21 protein-coding genes, 1 pseudogene and 2 riboswitches are annotated in these 18,962 nt (G+C 57.3%); of the genes and pseudogenes, 12 read left to right on the top strand and 10 right to left on the bottom strand.

Annotated features, from left to right (window positions below):
• Positions 1-165 precede the first annotated feature (165 nt).
• From ACZF99_RS11885 to ACZF99_RS11875, 3 genes are all read left to right on the top strand, one after another.
• On the top strand, positions 166-750 hold the full coding sequence (locus ACZF99_RS11885) for a TetR/AcrR family transcriptional regulator (RefSeq protein ID WP_483612009.1): 585 nt from the start codon (positions 166-168) through the stop codon (positions 748-750).
• Positions 751-1,038: 288 nt separating this feature from the next.
• Positions 1,039-1,806 carry an electron transfer flavoprotein subunit beta/FixA family protein gene (locus ACZF99_RS11880; protein ID WP_483612007.1) on the top strand — a complete coding sequence of 256 codons (768 nt, stop codon included), beginning with the start codon at positions 1,039-1,041 and terminating at the stop codon, positions 1,804-1,806.
• A 20-nt stretch (positions 1,807-1,826) separates the two neighbouring features.
• Positions 1,827-2,819 carry an electron transfer flavoprotein subunit alpha/FixB family protein gene (locus tag ACZF99_RS11875; protein WP_483612005.1) on the top strand — a complete coding sequence of 331 codons (993 nt, stop codon included), beginning with the start codon at positions 1,827-1,829 and terminating at the stop codon, positions 2,817-2,819.
• Between the two features lie 49 nt (positions 2,820-2,868).
• Here the strand turns inward: ACZF99_RS11875 and ACZF99_RS11870 are convergent, their stop codons facing one another.
• Positions 2,869-3,051 carry a hypothetical protein gene (locus ACZF99_RS11870; RefSeq protein ID WP_483612003.1) on the bottom strand — a complete coding sequence of 61 codons (183 nt, stop codon included), beginning with the start codon at positions 3,049-3,051 and terminating at the stop codon, positions 2,869-2,871.
• Between the two features lie 161 nt (positions 3,052-3,212).
• Here ACZF99_RS11870 and ACZF99_RS11865 point away from each other — a divergent pair, with 161 nt between their 5' ends.
• A complete protein-coding gene (locus tag ACZF99_RS11865; RefSeq protein ID WP_483612001.1) occupies positions 3,213-5,021 on the top strand; it encodes an ABC transporter substrate-binding protein in 1,809 nt (602 codons plus the stop codon).
• Between the two features lie 43 nt (positions 5,022-5,064).
• Here the strand turns inward: ACZF99_RS11865 and ACZF99_RS11860 are convergent, their stop codons facing one another.
• The 3 genes from ACZF99_RS11860 to ACZF99_RS11850 form a co-directional block, all read right to left on the bottom strand.
• A complete protein-coding gene (locus ACZF99_RS11860) occupies positions 5,065-5,661 on the bottom strand; it encodes a nitroreductase family protein (RefSeq protein WP_483612000.1) in 597 nt (198 codons plus the stop codon).
• 102 nt (positions 5,662-5,763) lie between these two features.
• The gene (locus ACZF99_RS11855) at positions 5,764-6,081 is read right to left on the bottom strand and encodes a DMT family transporter (protein WP_483611998.1); all 318 of its coding nucleotides are present in this window, start codon (positions 6,079-6,081) and stop codon (positions 5,764-5,766) included.
• Between the two features lie 3 nt (positions 6,082-6,084).
• Positions 6,085-6,426 (bottom strand): DMT family transporter, encoded by a 342-nt coding sequence (locus ACZF99_RS11850; RefSeq protein WP_483611996.1) that lies wholly within the window; start codon positions 6,424-6,426, stop codon positions 6,085-6,087.
• Between the two features lie 57 nt (positions 6,427-6,483).
• Positions 6,484-6,592: riboswitch (guanidine-I (ykkC/yxkD leader) on the bottom strand.
• 140 nt (positions 6,593-6,732) lie between these two features.
• Between ACZF99_RS11850 and namA the strand changes: the two genes are divergently transcribed.
• The 3 genes from namA to ACZF99_RS11835 all read left to right on the top strand — a co-directional run bounded on the left by namA (position 6,733) and on the right by ACZF99_RS11835 (position 9,423).
• Positions 6,733-7,743 (top strand): NADPH dehydrogenase NamA, encoded by a 1,011-nt coding sequence (gene namA / locus ACZF99_RS11845; RefSeq protein WP_483611994.1) that lies wholly within the window; start codon positions 6,733-6,735, stop codon positions 7,741-7,743.
• Positions 7,744-7,915: 172 nt separating this feature from the next.
• The gene (locus tag ACZF99_RS11840) at positions 7,916-8,590 is read left to right on the top strand and encodes a futalosine hydrolase (RefSeq protein WP_483611992.1); all 675 of its coding nucleotides are present in this window, start codon (positions 7,916-7,918) and stop codon (positions 8,588-8,590) included.
• Positions 8,587-9,423, top strand: a complete 837-nt coding sequence (locus ACZF99_RS11835) for a 1,4-dihydroxy-6-naphtoate synthase (RefSeq protein ID WP_483611991.1) — start codon at positions 8,587-8,589, stop codon at positions 9,421-9,423. The genes ACZF99_RS11840 and ACZF99_RS11835 overlap by 4 nt, the downstream gene beginning before the upstream one ends.
• Before the next feature lie 300 nt (positions 9,424-9,723).
• On the opposite strand, the gene ACZF99_RS11830 is transcribed toward ACZF99_RS11835, so the two are convergent.
• From ACZF99_RS11830 to ACZF99_RS11820, 3 genes and pseudogenes are all read right to left on the bottom strand, one after another.
• Positions 9,724-10,608 carry a radical SAM/SPASM domain-containing protein gene (locus ACZF99_RS11830; protein ID WP_483611989.1) on the bottom strand — a complete coding sequence of 295 codons (885 nt, stop codon included), beginning with the start codon at positions 10,606-10,608 and terminating at the stop codon, positions 9,724-9,726.
• An 83-nt stretch (positions 10,609-10,691) separates the two neighbouring features.
• Positions 10,692-11,125: pseudogene (gene fosB, locus ACZF99_RS11825) on the bottom strand (metallothiol transferase FosB).
• Positions 11,126-11,212: 87 nt separating this feature from the next.
• Positions 11,213-12,148 (bottom strand): DUF4183 domain-containing protein, encoded by a 936-nt coding sequence (locus ACZF99_RS11820; protein ID WP_483611987.1) that lies wholly within the window; start codon positions 12,146-12,148, stop codon positions 11,213-11,215.
• Positions 12,149-12,363: 215 nt separating this feature from the next.
• On the opposite strand from ACZF99_RS11820, the gene ACZF99_RS11815 reads away from it, so the two are divergent.
• From ACZF99_RS11815 to ACZF99_RS11800, 4 genes are all read left to right on the top strand, one after another.
• Complete coding sequence (locus tag ACZF99_RS11815) at positions 12,364-12,777, top strand: DUF4183 domain-containing protein (protein WP_483611985.1); 414 nt, start codon at positions 12,364-12,366, stop codon at positions 12,775-12,777.
• A gap of 43 nt (positions 12,778-12,820) precedes the next feature.
• Positions 12,821-12,882, top strand: a riboswitch (Fluoride riboswitch).
• Between the two features lie 41 nt (positions 12,883-12,923).
• The gene (crcB, locus tag ACZF99_RS11810) at positions 12,924-13,313 is read left to right on the top strand and encodes a fluoride efflux transporter CrcB (protein ID WP_483611983.1); all 390 of its coding nucleotides are present in this window, start codon (positions 12,924-12,926) and stop codon (positions 13,311-13,313) included.
• Positions 13,310-13,678, top strand: coding sequence for a fluoride efflux transporter CrcB (crcB, locus tag ACZF99_RS11805; RefSeq protein ID WP_483611981.1), 369 nt, complete (start codon positions 13,310-13,312; stop codon positions 13,676-13,678). The genes crcB (ACZF99_RS11810) and crcB (ACZF99_RS11805) overlap by 4 nt, the downstream gene beginning before the upstream one ends.
• A gap of 107 nt (positions 13,679-13,785) precedes the next feature.
• Positions 13,786-14,901 carry a chymotrypsin family serine protease gene (locus ACZF99_RS11800; RefSeq protein WP_483611979.1) on the top strand — a complete coding sequence of 372 codons (1,116 nt, stop codon included), beginning with the start codon at positions 13,786-13,788 and terminating at the stop codon, positions 14,899-14,901.
• A gap of 25 nt (positions 14,902-14,926) precedes the next feature.
• Here the strand turns inward: ACZF99_RS11800 and rpoD are convergent, their stop codons facing one another.
• Positions 14,927-15,820 (bottom strand): RNA polymerase sigma factor RpoD, encoded by an 894-nt coding sequence (gene rpoD, locus ACZF99_RS11795; protein ID WP_483611977.1) that lies wholly within the window; start codon positions 15,818-15,820, stop codon positions 14,927-14,929.
• Positions 15,821-16,082: 262 nt separating this feature from the next.
• Complete coding sequence (locus tag ACZF99_RS11790) at positions 16,083-16,721, bottom strand: DsbA family oxidoreductase (RefSeq protein ID WP_483611975.1); 639 nt, start codon at positions 16,719-16,721, stop codon at positions 16,083-16,085.
• 317 nt (positions 16,722-17,038) lie between these two features.
• Here ACZF99_RS11790 and ACZF99_RS11785 point away from each other — a divergent pair, with 317 nt between their 5' ends.
• Entirely contained in the window at positions 17,039-17,725 is a 687-nt protein-coding gene (locus ACZF99_RS11785) for a metal-dependent hydrolase (RefSeq protein ID WP_483611973.1), read from the top strand.
• Positions 17,726-17,731: 6 nt separating this feature from the next.
• Here ACZF99_RS11785 and ACZF99_RS11780 read toward each other — a convergent pair whose 3' ends face one another.
• Positions 17,732-18,889 carry an MFS transporter gene (locus ACZF99_RS11780; protein WP_483612675.1) on the bottom strand — a complete coding sequence of 386 codons (1,158 nt, stop codon included), beginning with the start codon at positions 18,887-18,889 and terminating at the stop codon, positions 17,732-17,734.
• Positions 18,890-18,962: the final 73 nt, after the last annotated feature.

Here is an 18,962-nt window from a genome sequence, read left to right as displayed (position 1 = left end):
GTGTGGCCTTTTTAAGTAGGACAATCCGAGTAAGCGCTTGCATGTTGGTTTTTAATTGAAATCTTAAGGATTCAGCCTTGACAACCGGTGCGTGGTTCCCCTAAGATTAAGAAAATGAATGACGGTTCATTCAGGTGTTTTAAATTTTAGCATTGAGGTGGCCCGATGACAAGTAGGAAACAGGAAAAATTTGAAATGATTTTGGATGGGGCGGAAAAAGTCATTGCGGAGAACGGATTTCACGGCTCCCAGGTGTCTAAAATCGCCAAAGAGGCCGGCGTCGCGGACGGTACGATTTATTTATATTTCAAAAATAAAGAAGATATCCTGATCTCTCTCTTCCAAGACCGGCTGGGCAAGCTCGTCGAACTGTTCCATCAAAGCATCCGCGAGACGAATACGGCCGAAGAAGCGCTGCGCAAGGTGTGCGAAATCCATTTCACCCATCTGGAGCAGAACGTCAATTTTGCGTACGTCACGCAAATCGAGCTGCGGCAAAGCTCCCTCGAACTGCGCAAGGCCATCGGCCTCGCCGTGAAGCCCTATATCACGCTGATTGAGCATATCTTGAAGAGAGGGATCGAGGAAGGATCGTTCCGTTCCAACCTGGATCCGAAGCTCTCCCGGCAGTTGATTTTCGGCGCGCTGGACGAGGTCGTCACCTCCTGGCTCATTTCCGGCATGAAGTATTCCCTCTCCGGCCAAGTGGAGAACACCGTCGATTTTTTTCTGCGCGCGGTCAAGAAGTAGCTCCTCTCTATTTCGCATGTATGAGTTCTAACGCTTATGTCAATCGCTAACCGCCTCAGAAACCGGACGTACGCCGTGTAACGCTTGTCAGACAGCTTAATTTGGAGTTTTCATGCGGAAAATCGCTGCATCCGATCCAATAGCGTGACTGGCAAGCGTTAGATATGACAAGTCCTGCTTTTGGCCCAAATAAGCCCGCTGGTAAGCGTTAGCGCCTACGCCAAGGATCAGACGCGCTCATTTTGTCATGCCCCATTCTACCTTTACCCTCGAAAGGAGTTGGCTAGTATGCATGTGGTTGTCATCCTGAAACAAACCTTCGACACGGAGGAAAAAATCGTCATAACCGATGGAAAAGTGAGTGAGGATGGCGTCAAGTTCGTGATCAATCCTTACGACGAATACGCGGTGGAGGAAGCGCTGCGCCTGAAAGAAGCTCATGGCGGCACGGTGACGGTCGTGTCGGCGGGGCCGGAAAGAACGGCGGAGGCGCTGCGCACCGCGCTGGCGATGGGCGCCGACGAGGCCGTGCGAATCGCCACGGAGGCGGTCGATACGGACGAATACGGCATCTCCCGCCTGCTCGCCGCTTTCCTGCAAACGCTGAGCTATGACCTCATTCTAGGCGGCAACTTCTCGGTGGATAACGGAGCCGGGCAAGTTGCCGTGCGCGTCGCCAAGCTGCTGGCTCTCCCCCACGTCTCGTCGATTACCGAGCTCACCGTGAACGGGGACCGGGCAACTGTCGTGCGGGATGCCGAGGGCGACGCCGAAACGCTGGAGGTGGCGCTGCCCGCCGTATTCACGGCGCAGCAAGGCTTGAACGAACCGCGTTATCCTTCGCTCCCCGGGATCATGAAAGCCAAGAAGAAACCGTTCCGCGAGTTGTCGCTGACCGATCTCGGACTCAGCGAAAGCGAGATCGCCCCGAAAACGCAGCGTCTGGGCCTCTCCCTGCCTCCGGCGCGCCAAGCCGGCAAGCTGCTGGCCGGCTCGCCCGCCGAGCAGGCGGCGGAGTTGGTTCGGCTGCTGCGCTCCGAAGCCAAGGTCATTTAAATCATAAGGAGGCGTTAATCATGAGCAAAACGTACGTGGTGATCGTCGAAACGAAGGATGGGAAGCTTCGCCAGGTTTCTTTGGAAGCGCTTCACGCCGCCAACCTGCTGCGGGAGGAAAGCGATCGCCTCACGGCAGTGCTGCTCGGTCACCAATTGGATGAGACCGCTGCCGAACTGGCCCGTCATGTCGACGGCGAGGTGCTGGTGCTGGATCATGCCGAGCTCCATGCCTACCGGCCGGAACTGGCGCTTGAAGCGGTGATGCAAGCCCTAGCCGCGCTGCGGGACGAACCGCAACTGATCTTGACCGGTCATACGGCGATCGGCCGCGATCTCGCTCCCCAGTTAGCCGCTCGACTCGCCTGCGGGCAAATCTCCGACGTTACCGCCATCGCCAAGGACGGCGACGGTATTACTTTCACGCGCCCGATCTATGCCGGCAAAGCGTTCGAGCAAAAACGCCTGGCGGACGGCACCGGAGTCGTAACCCTTCGTCCCAACAACCTTCCCCCGGCAACCCCGGCGGCCGCGGCGGGCGCGCTCGTTCCGCTGGAGTTCTCCCCGCCTGCAACGCTGCATACGATTCTTAAGGACGTGGTGCGCAAAGTGTCCGGCAAGGTCGATCTCGCGGAAGCCAAGATCGTCGTATCCGGCGGCCGCGGCGTCAAAAGCACCGACGGCTTTAAGGTGCTGGAGGAGCTGGCGGACTGTCTCGGCGGGGCTGTCGGGGCTTCGCGCGGCGCCTGCGACGCCGGTTACTGCGACTATGCGCTGCAGATCGGCCAGACGGGCAAAGTCGTCACGCCGGAGGTGTACATCGCCTGCGGCATCAGCGGCGCGATCCAACACCTGGCCGGCATGAGCCAGTCGCGAATCATCATCGCGATCAACAAAGACCCCGAAGCGCCGATCTTCAAGGTAGCCGACTACGGGATCGTCGGGGATCTATTCGAAGTTGTCCCTTTGCTAACCGAGCATTTCAAGGAAGCCCTCGCCGGCCGTTCCTCCTGAAGAAAGAGAAGCCTGCATCGCGCGATGCAGGCTTTTTGACGGTTTGGAATTAATGGAACATTTGAAAAAACGAGCGCAGCACCTTGCCAAAACCAACCGCTCCCTTGCGGTCTTTACGGAGACGCCCGGGAACAATCATCCCCTGAAGACAACCGGACTGGCCGGTTGTTTTCCGCGAACGATGAAACTGCCGGATCTCTCTTTCCCTTTGGTAAAGCTCGACATAATTCATTGGACAACAACCTCCTGGCCTACGGGCGGCAACGCCAGCCCTTTGGATGTTTCCATTATCCGCTTCAAAAACAGGAAGAAAAAGAGTATACTATTCCAAAGTCATTTCCCCTTTTGTTGCGTGCAGGCGATAAGCGGAGGGTTATTTGGAGGTGTGTCGTAGTGTTGACCGCAGAGCGTTATATGGCGTTGCTTGATCATTATTCCGGGTTGGGCGGCGATTCGGCGGAACCCCGCGAAGTGGAGGTGGCGCTGGAGGATTTAACGAAGTTGTTTCACTGTACGGAGCGGAACGTGAAGCTCATTATCCGCAAGCTGCAGGAGGAAGGCCTGATCGAGTGGTCGCCGGGCAGAGGGCGCGGACATCGTTCCCGTATGGTGTTTCGGGCGAACCGGGAAAATTTCATGATCGAACTGGCCCAAAAGCTGGCGGAAAAAGGGGAATACCGCTCGGCGTTCGAATTCCTGCACCAGCACGAGGAAGACAAAAATGCCCGGGAGCGGTTCATTCAATGGTTGAACGATCAGTTCGGGGCGGACAAACAGGTCGCCGCCGGCCAAAGCTGCCGCGATATCTTCCGGTTGCCGGTGTACAAAGCCCCGCTTACGCTCGATCCGGCCAATCTGTTCTACGGCTTCGATTCCCATCTCGTGCGACAAATCTTCGACCGTCTGGTACAATACGACCAGGCGAAGGGCCAAGTGACCGGCATGATCGCCCACAACTGGGAGCATGACGAAGCCGGAACGGTGTGGACGTTCCATTTGCGCAAAGGCGTCCGGTTCCATCATGGAAAAGAGCTCGCCGCCGAGGACGTTGTTTTCACCTTTTCCCGGCTGCGGGAGAATTCGAACAACAGCTGGCTCCTATCGACCGTGCAGCGGATCGAAGCGCTGGACCCGCGAACCGTCGTGTTTACCCTGGTTAAACCGAATTGGCTGCTTCCCCGTCTGCTCTGCTCCTCTTGCGCTTCCGTTCTTCCCTTCGATTTGCTCGGCAAGGACGAAGCGGAGTTTTGGCGGTTTCCGAGCGGCACCGGTCCATTTCGTCTAACGCATTGGAGCGCGAACCGGATGGAACTGGAGGTGCATGCGGGGTATTTTCTCGGTCGACCTTATTTGGACGGCGTAACTCTCGTTTTTCTGCCCGAGGATATCCCGAATTCCTCGAAGCTGAAGTGGGAGCAGCTGATCGTTAACGATTCGCGTGTTCCCGCCCGGGCCGGAGACGACTGGAAACGAATCGAAACGTTAAACCGGGGCTGTTCGATGATCTCCTGGAATCGGAACCGGCTTGGCCCGCAACAGACGCTTGCTTTCCGGCAGGCGGTCAATCTGGCGATCGACCGTCCCGGCATGATCCGGGCCACGGGCAAACCGGGGTATCCGGCCCGCAGTTTTCAACCTACCGAAGATACGGCGCTGGGCATTCACCGGCATGATCCGGCCGCGGCCCGGCAGTTGCTGGAGGAATCGGGGTATACCGGGGAGCCGATCCGCCTGGCAGCCCATTATCTCGAACGCGAGGAAGCGGAGTGGATCAGCTCGCAATGCGCTGTCATCGGCATTCCGGTTGAAGTTGTGTACCACAGTAAAGCCGAGATGGCGAAATCGGCCGCGCGGGAATCCGATGCCATCCTGATGTGCCTCGTATTCGCCGAGGACGAAGTGTGCGAGCTGGAAAGTTATTTGCAGGAAGACAGCTTCATCCGGCTGCATATGCCGCCCGGATTGAGCCGCTGGGTGTTCGGGATTGTGGACGAGGTTTTTGCGACGAACCTGCCGGAGAAACGCCGGGCGTTGCTGCAGCAAATCGAATACCGGCTGCAGGAGGAGGCGCAGGTCACGTTTCTTGTGCACGGGTTGTTGAACACGTACGTCCACCCTTCGATTCGTGGACTGGCGATCAACAATCTCGGTTGGATGGATTTCAAGGACATCTGGCTAACTTCATCCCCCTCCGCGGGATAACCCCCAAAAAAAAGCGTCTGGCTTTGGGCCAAACGCTTTTTTTCTATCTAAATACTTTCATTCGACTGTCGATCGGCGCAAACTCCTTATCGCCCGCCGGAGCGCCGATATGGCCAAAGGGCAGTTGCGCGATCAGCTTCCAGGCTTCCGGGACGCCCCATTCCTTGCGCACCTCATCGTCAATTAACGGGTTATAGTGCTGCAGGGAAGCCCCCACGCCCTCATCCGATAGGGCCGTCCAAACCACATACTGCAACATGCCGTTGGATTGCTGCGCCCAAACCGGGAAGTTGTCGGCGTATAACGCGAATTGCTTCTGCAGCCCTTCAATTACCGTCTGGTCCTCGTAGAACAGTACGGTGCCGCGGCCGCTGCGGAAGGAAGCCATTTTCTCTTCCGTCGGACCAAAGCTGTCCGCCGGAACGACTTTACGCAATGTCTCTTTCGTGAGATCCCATAGCCGATCATGCTGCTCATTGAACAAAACGACGACCCTAGCGCTTTGCGAGTTAAACGAAGATGGCGAGTAAAGCACCGCGTTTTTCACAATTTCCTCGATTCGGTCTTCGGAGATGCCGATGTCTTTGCCTATCGCGTAAATGCTTCTTCTTGTTTTGACCGCGTTCCAAAAATCGCTCATTTCGATCTGTTCGCTCCGTTTCTACCTGGATTTTAGGGGATGGAACCCCTCTTAATGTGTCCCATCGGACGAAAATCCAACCGCCCCCCGGAGATTTTTGGCTTACTCGCTAATCAGCTTGAGTCCCATAGCGGCTCCTAATATAAAGGCGATAAATAGCAATCGGCGCCACTCGCGGGACTCCCCGTATAGCAGCATCCCCGCAACGGCGCTTCCCGCCGTGCCGATCCCCGTCCATACCGCATAAGCCGTCCCCATGGAGATGGTTCGCATCGCCAAGGTCAGAAACAAGAAGCTGAGCAGAAACCCGCCGGCCATCCAGGCGTAGGCGTATAAGCTCTTTCGGGTATTGATTTTATTGATCCCGATCACGCCCAGCACCTCGCCAAATCCGGCAACAATCAGAAATATCCAATCCATTGGTTAGGCCTCCCCTTCCCGCTGCGTTTCGCCGTCGGTTACCAATTTCAAGCCGATTACGCCGAAAAGCAGCAGCATAATGAACAACAGCTTGGCCCATCGGAACGGTTCCCCGAATACCAGCATCTCCGCGATCACCGTACCCGCCGTACCAATCCCCGTGAACACGGCATAAACCGTGCCGATCGGAAGCCGGCGTCCCGACAAAATAAGCAAATACATGCTCAGTACGACGCAGATTGCCGTAGCGCCCCAGCTTAGCGCATCCCCGGCATGTTTCAGTCCGATCACCCATCCGATTTCAAATAAGCCGGCAATGCCGACCAACCCCCAATCGCGTTTCATGTTGCACGACCCACTCCTTTATGAAAAAATAAAGCCCGAAAGATATCAAAAAGCGATATCTCCCGGGCTTTTGTCCCTCCGTGTCCACGGCACGTTCGCGTCCGCGCGTTCCCTCTCGGACCAGTCCGGCAGTTTCATCCGCCGCGGAACCCTAGGCAACGATTCGATAGCTATCTTACCCGATTCCCGGCATGGGGTCAAGAAGAGCTTACTACAACAAATTTGCGCGTACTTGTAAGTTTTAATCCGATTGATTAACATGGATATTGGCTTTAGTTTATTCAAAAAAGATAAGGAGTGATCGAGTTGAGCGCTCAACTATTTACCCCGTATACGATCAAACAGGTTACGCTGAATAACCGGATCGTCATGTCGCCGATGTGCCAATATTCTTCCCCTAACCGGGACGGAAAAATCGACGACTGGCACCGGGTCCACTACGCCTCCCGCGCCGTCGGCGGCGTCGGCCTGATCATCCTCGAAGCGACGGCCGTCGTACCGGAAGGCCGGATCAGTTACAAGGATCTTGGCATCTGGAGCGACGAGCACGTGGCCGGGCTGAAGGAGCTCGTCGACCTTGTGCACCGAAGCGGGGCCAAAATCGGCATCCAGCTGGCCCATGCCGGCCGGAAAGCGGAGCTCGAGGAGACGATTATCGCCCCGTCGGCCATCCCGTTCCCGGAGAAAAAAACGCCGAAAGCCGCCGACACCGAGGAGATCCGGCGGATTGTCGAAGGCTTCCGCGACGGAGCGCGCCGCGCTAAAGAGGCCGGTTTCGACGTCATTGAAATCCATGGGGCGCACGGCTATTTGCTGAACGAATTCCTGTCGCCGCTGACCAACCAGCGGGAGGACGAATACGGCGGAACCGCCGACGGCCGTTACCGGCTGCTGGGCGAAGTCATCGAGGCGGTGAATTCGGTTTGGACCGGCCCGCTGTTCGTACGGATTTCTGCGAACGAATATGATCCGGAGGGCAACTCTTTGGAGCAATATATCGATTATGCCCGCCGCATGAAGGCGCAAGGCGTGGATTTGATCGATTGCAGCTCCGGCGGTTTGATTCCGGCACAAATTCAAGCATTTCCGGGGTATCAGGTGAATCTGGCCGAACAAATCCGCCGTCAAGCGGACATTCCCACCGGGGCCGTCGGCTTGATCAGCGACCCGACCCACGCGGAAGAAATCCTCGGCAACGGGCGGGCGGATCTGGTGCTGCTGGGCCGCGAGCTGCTGCGCAACCCGTATTGGCCGTACGACGCAGCGGCAGCGCTGCGCACGACGTTAGAGCGTCCGGTTCCTTACCAAAGAGCCTGACCGTCCGGTTGGTTGGACCCGTTGCTCGCCTTCGCGAGCTCGGGTCTTTTTGCTTGGCCGCCCCCACAATGCGGGCTGACCGGGATCATAACCCGACTTGGTTTTCCCAGGGCGGAGCTTTATAATTTGAAGAGTGAGTTTGTCCAACGATCAAGGAGTTGTTCCCTAAGATATGAGTAATCGTCCTTATCCCAAAATTTTGATCATGACGGCAGTGGAAGCCGAGCAACAGGCCGTCCTGCGTGGACTCGGCGGTTACGAACGCGCCGAGGTGCGGCTGGCCGGCGTCGGTCCGGCGGCGGCGGCGGCGGCAACGGCGGCCGCGCTGGCCCGCCACGAGGCCGACGGCGCGTACGGCCTCGTCCTTAGCGCCGGGATCGGCGGCGGCTTCAGCGAGGTCGCCGGCGTAGGTTCGCTCGTGATCGCGAGCGAAATCATCGCCGCCGACCTCGGCGCAGAAACGCCGGACGGCTTCGCCGCCGTGGACGAGCTCGGCTTCGGCTCGCCCCGGATCGCCGTGGCGGACGAGCTGGCGGCTCGCTGGGCAGCAGCGCTGCGGGAGGCCGGGCATGCGGTCCACCATGGCCCGATCCTGACGTTATCCACCGTCACAGGTACGGCGGAAACCGCACGCTCGCTGGCCGAGCGTTACCCCGGCGCCGGCGCCGAGGCGATGGAAGGCTTCGGCGTTGCCGAAGCCGCCCGCCAATTCGGCGTTCCCGTACTGGAGCTGCGCGCCATTTCCAACGCGGTTGGTCCGCGTCAACGGGAACTGTGGAAAATCGGCGATGCCCTGCAGGCTTTGGAGCAAGCCTGCGCTAAACTACCGGAGGTGCTGCAATCATGAACATCGCTTTTTCTCCCTGTCCAAACGATACTTTTGTATTTCATGCCTGGGTTCATGGCTTGATCCCCGGTGCGCCTGAGCTGGACGTGACCTATGCAGATATTGATATCACGAACGGGTGGGCCGCGTCCGGCACCGGACCGGAGGTGTTGAAAATTTCCTACGCTGCCCTGCCTTGGGTGCTGGACGAGTACGCGCTGCTTCCGTGCGGCGGAGCGCTGGGCCGCGGCTGCGGGCCGCTGGTATTGACGGCGGGCGCTGCTTCCCCTTCCGACCTGTCGGGCCGCCGCGTTGCGGTGCCAAGCGAGCGTTCCACCGCCTATTTGCTCTTCCGGCTGTGGGCGGCGAAGCACGTTCCCGGCGGCGTCGGCGAGATCGCGGTCATGCCGTTCGACGAGATCATGCCGGCCGTTAAGCGCGGCGACCTCGACGCGGGGCTGGTGATCCACGAAGCCCGCTTCACGTATCAAAATTATGGTCTAAACCTGCTCCAGGACCTGGGGAACTGGTGGGAGTCCGACACGGGCTTGCCGATTCCCCTTGGCGCCATCATTGCCCGCCGTTCGCTGGATCTTGCGTCGATTGCCCGATGGACACGGGAATCCGTGGAATACGCCTGGGCACACCCGGGCGCTTCGGCCGATTACGTCATGAGCCATGCGCAGGAAATGTCCCCCGAAGTTACGCAAGCCCATATCGGGTTGTACGTGAACCAATATACGGCCGATTTGGGCGATGACGGTTACGCGGCGATCCGCGGGCTGCTGGACCGGGCAGCCGCCGAAGGGCTGGTGCCGAAGATCGATCCGGCCAAGCTGAAAGCAAGCTGGTGAGCATGCAGTTAGCCGCATGGGGGATAACTTGGAAGTAGCTCAGCGAAAATAGCGTTATAAAGTAATCTTATTTTGTAGATTAAGCGACTTTTGCGCGAGATAGCGATGTTTCATCACCTTATTTACGAGATCACAGCAGAATTTCCCCCTTTTTCGTACCAATAGGATGATTTCATCACTCTATTTTTCGCCGAAGTCCGGATTTTTCGCAAATAGCGTTACTATTTCACCTTAACTGGAACTAATCCCGGTAAACAAAGAAGGAGCCGATCGCGGCTCCTTCTTTATTTCCGTGAAACCTTACGCCCCGCCGCCGAACCGTTTGCGATATCCGCATTTCCGGCACAACTCCTCCACCGCTTCGCGTCGGGAGAAGCCTTCGTACAACCGATTGGCCCGCTCTCCCTCCACAATTTCCGAAAAAGGCGTTTGATACACATTGCCCAGGTTAATGACGCCTTCCCCATCCAAACAACACGGGATCACGGTCCCATCGACGAGAATCCCGGCCTGATTGCGCAGCGCATGGCAGAACCCTTTTCCGTCGTCTTCCTGCGCCCGCAAATCCGGCCATTCGAATTCGTGATCCTGGTTCAAATAAATTCGTTCGGCCAGTTTAACGCCGCTGCCGGGAACGACCTTCTCCTCAATGCGATAATCGAGATTGAATTCCCGTTCGATGATTTCAAGGGTCGCCCGGTTGCGCATGCGTTGCAGATTCGTCTCGTTGTCCCGGGTCAAATTCCACAGGCGGAACGATACGATGAGATCGGACTGGGCAACCGCCTCACGGACAAAGGACAATACATTCCGCAGATAGCCCTCCCGGTCGGTCGAACCCTCATGTCCGTCAAAGCTGTGCAGCGAGAAATTCATCTGCCGGAGCGCCGGCTTGCCGAGCAGCTTGTGACGCACTTTGGGCAGCAGCGTACCGTTAGTCGTGATGTTCACTTTGAACCCTTTTTCATGGCTGATATCGAGTAGTTGATCCATCTTGGGGTGCAGCAGCGGCTCGCCCTTGACGTGAAAATAAATATAATCCGTATGCGGCTTAATGTCGTCCAGGATCTTGCGGAAATCTTCAACTTGGATAAACTGCGCCTGGCGATGGGTCGGCGGACAGAAACTGCAAGCCAAATTACAGATGCTGGTGGTTTCGATGTAAAATTTTTTAAATTTCTTCATGATGACCCACTTTGTTAAAATTTTTAGTTTATCTCTTATTCTATCGTAAAAACGGCAGAAACCCCAGCGTCAATTTACCGGCCTCAATAAAAGGTCATGTGGCTTTTGTCCGCCTTATAGTAGTCCAGACGGTCCTTTAGGGAGCCGGTGTGGAATTCGAACCTATGCCTTCGGGGTCCAGGAAATAAATCGATGGCTTGTCGCGAAGGTCTCTTTCGCGTCCCGGCAACACTTCGACGTCCAATTCCCGGAGCCGGTCCAGAAACGCTTCGACATCCTCTTCCTCAATCGTAAAGGCAATGTGCGTATAGGTTTGGGGCTACTTGTCGCGCGGAACCTCCTCCTGATTCAGGGCGATCCACAGCCCGTCCAAATCGAAATAGGCCAGTTTTCGGCCTTTGACTAGAGGCACCGCTCCAAAGACCTGCTCATAAAACGCCATGGAGCGATCCAAATCGGATACGGAAAAACAGAGATGATTAATGCCCTTCACTTTCAACCGGATCTCCTCCTGCATTTGGAAAAATAAAACGGAACGCGGCCCCGCGCCTTGCTGCGAAGGGCCTCCCGTTTCACGCCGTCCCCGTCCGACTCAAGGCGGGAATCAAATCGCGGCTTGAGCGGTAATCTGCACGTTTTCCAGGATAATCGGCGTGCCTGCGAATATCATATCCTGACCCAGCTCCAACGTCAAAGACGCCGGCTCCAAGGTGAACAGTCTGCCTTCCTGCAGCATGCCGTTAATAAACAAATTGGCGTAGGCTCCCGCACCGGTCCCGGCAAAGACCAAAGGCGAGTTCCCCTCGTCATCCGTAAACTGAGCGGCGGAAACGACAACGGTCCCGGTCAAATTGGCAGGGGGCGCATAAAAATAACGGAACGCAGTTGAGGTGACCAGAATGTCGCCAACAGGCGGCCCCGGCGGCCCTAGCGGCCCCTCGGGCCCCGCCGGTCCGGTCGCTCCAGGCGCGCCTGGCGGCCCCTCGGGCCCCGCTGGTCCGGTCGCTCCCGGTGCACCTGGCGGCCCCTCGGGCCCCGCCGGTCCGGCCGCTCCCGGTGCACCTGGCGGCCCCTCGGGCCCCGCTGGTCCGGTCGCTCCCGGTGCACCTGGCGGCCCCTCGGGCCCCGCCGGTCCGGCCGCTCCCGGTGCACCTGGCGATCCCCCGGACCCCGCCGGTCCGGTCGCTCCAGGCGCACCTGGCGATCCCCCTGCCCCCGCTGGTCCGGCCGCTCCCGGCGCGCCTGGCGATCCCCCGGGCCCCGCCGGTCCGGCCGCTCCCCGGGGCTCGGCCCAGGACGCCGCTCCCCCGAGCGTGTCCGGCATTCGCCCCTCCGCACGCGCCAACCGCTCGACTCGCCGCAGCTCCCGGCGATAGCACTCCAGCAGCCGCACCGCTCGTCGGAGCTGCTTCCGCGCGCTTACGCGTCTCTTCTCGCGCCGACGGCGTCCCCGTCCAACGCACGAAGTTCCTGTGCTTGCCGTATATCTGCGTTGATGAACGCGTGCCGCCGTTTTTCCCATCCCTTTTACCGTCCCCATCCGCTTCTTCCCCCTGTCCGACCTGGATTTCCCAGTACCTTACTTTCGTATCCTATGATCGGCCAGCCGGGAGCGCATGGGCGAATCTCTCGAAGCCACTCCCTAAAAATCCATGTTCAACGGAGGCGGTACGCCGTTGCTATTAACGCATTCGCAACATTAGATGTTGTGTATCGAATCTTTCGATGCCATCAAAGATTAGGAGGTGAACAGACATGCCTGTCATAAAACCCGTATTCACGGCAGTGGCTTCAGCCCCGGTTTCCTCCGGAGGCGTTATTACAACGACGGTGACGCCGACGGTCACCCGTTACTTCGCCACCCTGACGGCGGACATGATCGGCGCTACCGACACGACCATCCCGGCCGCCAGCTTCGTGGACGACGCCGACGCCGCGGTTACCGACTTGCCGGAGCTGACCGGCAGCGACTACTTCAACGTATACATCAACGGCGTGATTCAACAGTCCTCGCTGTCGACGTTGTCGACGGCCAGCCTGGTTCTGAACACGGTGGACCTTACGGCCGGGATCCCGGTCCAGCTTGAAGTCGGCAACTTTGGCAGCGTCGCATCCACGATCACGACCCAACCGACGATTTCCGCGCCAACGATAACGATCATCACGTAATCGCGTATTGACGAGTTGTCCCCAATCGCATAAAATGGTGCCAACGCAACAAGGCGATGGAGTTCGCCTGAACCGCTCGTACGAGCTGATGACTCCTACCAGGCCCTCTGGTAGGAGTCTGTCTATTTTTCGGGAGGCTGATTTGCTTGAACATCCTTGCTCTAATCCTTGGCGGTTTTTTTGGCACGATTCTTCGTTATGGACTCTCCCTCTGGCTTCCCGCTGCCGGGGCGTTTCCTCTTCCGATTCTGCTCATCAATTGGGCGGGATGCCTGTTTCTCGGCTGGCTGCTCACGATCGCCGCGATCCGGAACCTAAGCCCGTCCATGCGCATCGGGGCAGGTACAGGGTTTGCCGGGGCGTTTACGACCTTCTCCACCTTTACGGTGCAAACCGTTGACGCCGTACATACCGGTTATCTAGCGGCCGCTCTCGCCTATTTGCTGGCCAGTCTGATCGGGGGACTTCTGATGGCTTGGGCCGGCGTGGTATTAGGCCAAAAATCGCGCGCCGGAAAAGCGGGGGACATCGCATGATCGGCATCGTCGGACTAGGCGGAATCCTCGGCACGCTCCTGCGTTATTATTTGGGCCTGTGGGTATCCTCCCGGACGGCCCGTGACGGATCGATGTTCCCTTGGGGAACTTGGGTCATCAATCTCAGCGGTTCCCTGCTGCTTGGCATTTTGGCGGGACTGCACGCACGGCAAACCCTTCCCGACTGGGGCTGGTTGATGCTCGGGACCGGATTCTGCGGCGCGTATACGACCTTCTCGACCTTTGGTTATGAAACAGTGACGCTAATCAGCAAAGGTCATAAATTGCAAGCGGCCGTTTATGTTCTTACCTCGGCGTTGCTTGGCGTGGCATTCGCCTGGTTGGGGATTGGGTTCGCTTCCTAAGAGCGAAGCCGCCTCCGGGCGAGGCATACGCCCGTATAACGATCAAGCGTACCGGCGGCTGCATACAATACAGCAAATCCGCGAATAGCGAGAAAAGGTGATCTCCTTTGGCCAGTTTTCGTAAAGCTTATTTGCTGAAGCAGCGCATTGCCAAAAACATGCTTAAACAAACCGGAGTTCACGGCGTTGGCGTTGGCCTGCGGGACCCCAAACGCCCCAAACGGGGAGCGGCGATCATCGTATATGCCGATGCCCTTTCAACCACCGCCGCCTCCAAAAAAAAGTCAAAGCGCACTACGGCTTTACCTCGCTACCTGAAGCCCCGGGCCGGCGTACCGTTTCGCATCGTCCGTTCGCCCCGCTTCTGCAAACGGGGCGGCAGCGGCAACGGCGGCAGGTTCACCCGCCGGATCCGGCCGGTCGTGGCCGGCTACAGCGTCGGAACGACCGATTCATCCGGCACGGCCGGACTCATCGTCAGCAACGAGGCTTGCGGGCGGAGCCGCCTGATCTTAAGCAACACCCATGTACTTGCCGATAACAACACCCGGCGCTTCTCGGCCACCCTCCAACCCGGCGGCGCTGACGGGGGCACGTCATCAAGAGATAAGATCGGGCGGTTGGACCGATTCGTCCGGTTAAGCCGGAAACGAGCGAACTATTTGGACGCCGCCACCTCCAGACCGTTGAGACGTTCCCTGCTTCGACCGGCTTACGCGGTATTCGGCTTCGTCCCCGGGCACGTCCGCACCTATAAAATAGGGGACCGCCTCAAGAAGGTAGGCCGCACAACCGGGGTCGTAACCGGGACGGTGGAATCGATTCATACCGACGTGCAGGTGGACTACGGCGATTACGGGAATTTAGGAACCATTACCTTTAAGGACCAAAGCGTCATCCGCGGCAATCGCCCGGTTTCGCTGGAAGGCGACTCCGGTTCCGTCTGGTTGACGCGCAAGGGCAATCGGGCGGCTGCCGTCAATTTCGCCGGTTCGGAGAACGGAATGCTGTCCATCTCCTACCCAATCGAATGGTTCATGCAGGTATTCGGCGCCCGCGTCGCCAAACCCGGCACGGGAGCTTTGCATCGCCCGCAAAAAGGCAAAAACGGCGCATCGATGTGTATCCGACCGCTGCCCGCCAGACTTGTAAAGTCCCTCCGCCCGATATCGGCATGTTCCCGCCCTCAGCGACGGTGCGCCAAAGAAAAAAAAGCTCCCTGAGTTCATCCTCAGGGAGCTTTGCCTATTATTCCATAAAATCCTTCAGCCGCTTGCTGCGGCTAGGATGCCGCAACTTGCGCAGCGCCTTGGCTTCGATCTGACGAATCCGTTCCCGGGTCACGCCAAACTCCTTGCCGACCTCTTCCAGCGTCCGCGTCCGGCCGTCATCCATGCCGAAGCGCAGCCGCAGCACATTCTCCTCGCGTTCGGTCAGCGTATCCAACACTTCCTCCAACTGCTCCTTCAAAAGCTCGTAAGCCGCAGCTTCTGCCGGAGCCGGGGCGTCGTGATCCTCGATGAAGTCGCCCAGATTCGAGTCGTTCTCCTCCCCGATCGGCGTTTCCAGCGACACCGGCTCTTGCGCGATCTTCATGATCTCCCGCACTTTATCCGGCGTCAAATCCATCTCCTTGGCGATTTCCTCCGGCGTTGGCTCGCGCCCGATCTCCTGGAGGAGCTGGCGGGAGATGCGGATCAGTTTATTGATCGTCTCCACCATATGCACCGGAATCCGGATCGTTCTGGCTTGGTCGGCGATCGCCCGCGTAATCGCTTGACGAATCCACCACGTGGCGTAGGTGCTGAACTTGAACCCTTTGGAATAGTCGAACTTTTCAACCGCTTTGATCAGACCCATATTGCCTTCTTGAATCAGATCCAGGAAGACCATCCCGCGCCCGACGTAACGGCGGGCAATGCTGACAACCAGCCGGAGGTTCGCTTCGGCCAGGCGCCGTTTCGCTTCCTCGTCCCCGTTTTCGATGCGCTGCGCAAGCTGGATTTCTTCTTCAGCGGATAACAGAGGCACCCGTCCGATTTCTTTCAAATACATTCTAACCGGGTCATCAATTTTAATCCCTGGCGGTAACGTCAGATCGTCGGTGTAATCCATTTCATTATGCTTCAAGTCCTCTGTCATCTTCCAGACCCCCACCCTAAAAAATGAAAAAATGCGAAAACCATTCTATATCTCTAAAACCTGTATATCCATTTGACAAATGATTGGTATTATGCTATTATTGAGGAGATTATTGCGTGCATGCTTTGTGAGTGGCTATCGGTCATTTTACCATAGTTCATTAGGTTATACAAGTTATTTTTTATTATGTTCATGGAACGAGACGCTGATCCTTGAGGATCAGCGTTTTTTGCGTTCCTCTATTCTTCTTATTCGACAAAGGCTACTCCCGATCCTCCCAAGCCCGCAGCAAAGCGCCTTGAAAAATTTCCAGCGGTTGCGCGCCGGACACCGCATATTTGCCGCGCAGCACAAAGAACGGTACGCCCCGAATCCCGAGCCGTCTCGCTTCGTTCTCGTCCTCGCGAACTTCGTCGGCGTAGGTGTTTTCCTCCAGAAAATTCCGAACAGCAGAACCTTCCAAACCAACCTCTTCAGCCAGACGAACCAGCGTTTCCCGGTCTCCGATATGCAGAGAATCCGTAAAATAAGCCCGGAACAAGCGTTCCGTCACTTCCTTGGCTTTGCCCTGCTCTCCGGCATAATGCGCCAAGCGATGGGCGTCAAACGTATTCGTCGGGATGATCGTATCAAAATTATACGTTAGCCCTTCCGATTGAGCCTGCCGCGCCACATTCTGATTCGACTCCTGCGCCTGCTGCAGACTAAGGCCGTATTTTACCGCCAATAACTCATGAATGCTCGACTCCGTGTCCCGCGGGGCTCCCGGATCCAGCTCAAAGCTGCGATATACGATTTGAATATCATTCCGATAATCGAATAATTCGAGCGCCTTCTCCAGGCGGCGTTTGCCGATGTAACAAAACGGACAGCCAAAATCCGACCATACTTCAATTTTCACGTCAATCTCCTCCCTTTTGCCGTAGATCCGTTACCGGATCAGTCCCCACTCGCGAGCCTGCTCCTCGTAAGGATCAATTGTTCGCTTTGCGTGATGATGATTTTCAACCGGGGCCCTTCCTTTCGATGATCCAAGTATTACCCTTTAAGATTACCCGAATCGAAAAGCTTCAAACATGCCGCAAACCGCCGCTTCATCCCAATCATATGGAAATTATATGCGTTTATGCCGCACCTCATCTCGCAAGATGTGACTTGCCTGTCCGGGGCAGCTATAATAGAAGAGAAGGATAACTTTTCCATATGAGGTGATTTGGGATGAAAATTACTTATTTGGGACATTCCTGCATCCAGGTGAACACAGGGAAGCATCGTTTGATCATCGATCCCTTTCTGACGGGGAACCCGGCCGCCGCTGCGGCAGCCGACGACATTCAAGCCGATTATGTCCTTCTTACGCACGGTCATTTCGACCATATCGCGGATGCGGAAAGCATCGCCCGGCGAAACAACGCCCCGATTATAGCCATCGTTGAGCTGGCCGATTATTTTGCCGGCGCCGGATTGCAAACCGTAGGCATGAACCTTGGCGGATCCCGTTCGTTCCCTTTCGGGAAACTGAAGTGGGTACCCGCGCTGCACAGCTCGTCCGTGAACCGGGACGGCGTGAATTTGTATCTCGGCGTAGCGGCGGGCATCCTTATCGACATGGACGGGTTCACGTTATATCATGCCGGCGATACCGCATTGTTCAGCGACATGCAGCTGGTAAGCTCCCGCCGCCCGGTCGACTTGGCGTTTCTGCCGATCGGCGACCATTTCACGATGGGACCGGAGGATGCCCTGACCGCGGCCGAATGGATCGGCGCCAGACATGTCGTACCCGTGCATTACAATACGTTTGACGGGATTGCTCAAGACGGGGAGCGGTTTGTGTCAGAGCTGAACCGGATCGGGATCCAAGGCCATGCTATGAGACCCGGGGAATCCCTGGACCTGTCTTAAGCCGGGTTAATCCGCCAGTTCCTTCCCCCGCGTCTCGGTTCCCAGCCAAAACACGGCCAGCGCGCCGATCAGGATCGTTACGAAGAACATCCAAAAGAGGCTTGCGATGGCGATCTCGCGGGCAACCAGCAATCCGACCAGGTACGGGGCGATAATGCCGCCGATTCGGCCAAACGAAGCCGCCAAGCCGACGCCGGTCGAACGCACCGGGGTCGGGTACAATTCCGGCGTATAGGCGTACATGCCGCCCCATGCCCCAAGATTAAAGAAAGACAAGCAAATGCCGGCCGCGATCAGCATCCCTTCGCTGGTCGCGTTGCCGAACCAGGCCGCGCTGGCCGCGGTAAGCAGCAAGTATAACACAAGCACGAACTTGCGACCAAATTTCTCGATAAAATAAGCGGCCGTAAAATACCCCGGCAATTGTGCCAGCGTCATAATCAGCACGTATTCGAAGCTTTTTACCAGGCTGAAGCCTTTCAACACCATAACGGAGGGCAGCCACAAGAACATACCGTAATACGAAAAAACGACGGTAAACCATAGAATCCAGAGCATCACGGTCGAGCGGCGGTGCGAGGAAGCCCAAACTGACTTGAACCGTTCGCCAAAGGAAGATCCCTTCCCTTTGCTCCGCCCGGCCATTTCCTTAAAGCGGACCGGCTCCTCGATCAACTTGCGCAGGTACAGCGCGTATAACGCAGGAACCGCGCCGATGAGAAATGCCGCTTGCCATCCGTAATCCGGGATGACGAAATAGGAGATCAGCGCGGACGCGATCCAGCCTGCGGCCCAGAAGCTTTCCAACAACACGACGGCTCTCCCGCGTTCCCGGGCCGGCACCGATTCGGACACCAGCGTGGAAGCGACCGGCAATTCCCCGCCGAGGCCAAAACCGGCGATAAAGCGTAATACGCACAGCAAGGCAAAGCTGGTTGCCGCAGCCGACAGCCCGCTGGCGATGGAGAAAATCAACAGCGTCCAGAGCAACACCGATTTGCGGCCAAACTTATCCGCCATATAACCCGCAATGGCTGCGCCGAAGGCCATCCCTACGGAATTGATCGCCGTGAAAAATCCGGTCTGCTGCGGCGTCAAGCTCCATTCCACGGCAAGGGCGGCGGCAATAAACGAGATAATGCCAACGTCCATGGCGTCGAACATCCAGCTGAGCCCGGCGCTGAACAATAGCTTCCTCCGTTTCCCCGCAGCGTTTCCGGATACGGCTTGTTCATGA

The organism is Paenibacillus sp. JL3B1040 (genome assembly GCF_057063165.1).
The sequence above is the reverse complement of the archived record's forward strand: the minus strand, read 5'-3'. Positions and strand labels throughout refer to the sequence as shown.

Excerpts from the sequence above, each read along its gene's own strand:
- ACZF99_RS11885 (WP_483612009.1), top strand. The coding sequence starts at position 166 with ATGACAAGTAGGAAACAGGAAAAATTTGAAATGATTTTGGATGGGGCG.
- ACZF99_RS11880 (WP_483612007.1), top strand. The coding sequence starts at position 1,039 with ATGCATGTGGTTGTCATCCTGAAACAAACCTTCGACACGGAGGAAAAA.
- ACZF99_RS11875 (WP_483612005.1), top strand. The coding sequence starts at position 1,827 with ATGAGCAAAACGTACGTGGTGATCGTCGAAACGAAGGATGGGAAGCTT.
- ACZF99_RS11870 (WP_483612003.1), bottom strand. The coding sequence starts at position 3,051 with ATGAATTATGTCGAGCTTTACCAAAGGGAAAGAGAGATCCGGCAGTTT.
- ACZF99_RS11860 (WP_483612000.1), bottom strand. The coding sequence starts at position 5,661 with ATGAGCGATTTTTGGAACGCGGTCAAAACAAGAAGAAGCATTTACGCG.
- ACZF99_RS11855 (WP_483611998.1), bottom strand. The coding sequence starts at position 6,081 with ATGGATTGGATATTTCTGATTGTTGCCGGATTTGGCGAGGTGCTGGGC.
- ACZF99_RS11850 (WP_483611996.1), bottom strand. The coding sequence starts at position 6,426 with ATGAAACGCGATTGGGGGTTGGTCGGCATTGCCGGCTTATTTGAAATC.
- ACZF99_RS11840 (WP_483611992.1), top strand. The coding sequence starts at position 7,916 with ATGAGTAATCGTCCTTATCCCAAAATTTTGATCATGACGGCAGTGGAA.
- ACZF99_RS11835 (WP_483611991.1), top strand. The coding sequence starts at position 8,587 with ATGAACATCGCTTTTTCTCCCTGTCCAAACGATACTTTTGTATTTCAT.
- ACZF99_RS11830 (WP_483611989.1), bottom strand. The coding sequence starts at position 10,608 with ATGAAGAAATTTAAAAAATTTTACATCGAAACCACCAGCATCTGTAAT.
- ACZF99_RS11820 (WP_483611987.1), bottom strand. The coding sequence starts at position 12,148 with ATGGGGACGGTAAAAGGGATGGGAAAAACGGCGGCACGCGTTCATCAA.
- ACZF99_RS11815 (WP_483611985.1), top strand. The coding sequence starts at position 12,364 with ATGCCTGTCATAAAACCCGTATTCACGGCAGTGGCTTCAGCCCCGGTT.
- crcB (WP_483611981.1), top strand. The coding sequence starts at position 13,310 with ATGATCGGCATCGTCGGACTAGGCGGAATCCTCGGCACGCTCCTGCGT.
- rpoD (WP_483611977.1), bottom strand. The coding sequence starts at position 15,820 with ATGACAGAGGACTTGAAGCATAATGAAATGGATTACACCGACGATCTG.
- ACZF99_RS11785 (WP_483611973.1), top strand. The coding sequence starts at position 17,039 with ATGAAAATTACTTATTTGGGACATTCCTGCATCCAGGTGAACACAGGG.
- ACZF99_RS11780 (WP_483612675.1), bottom strand. The coding sequence starts at position 18,889 with ATGTTCGACGCCATGGACGTTGGCATTATCTCGTTTATTGCCGCCGCC.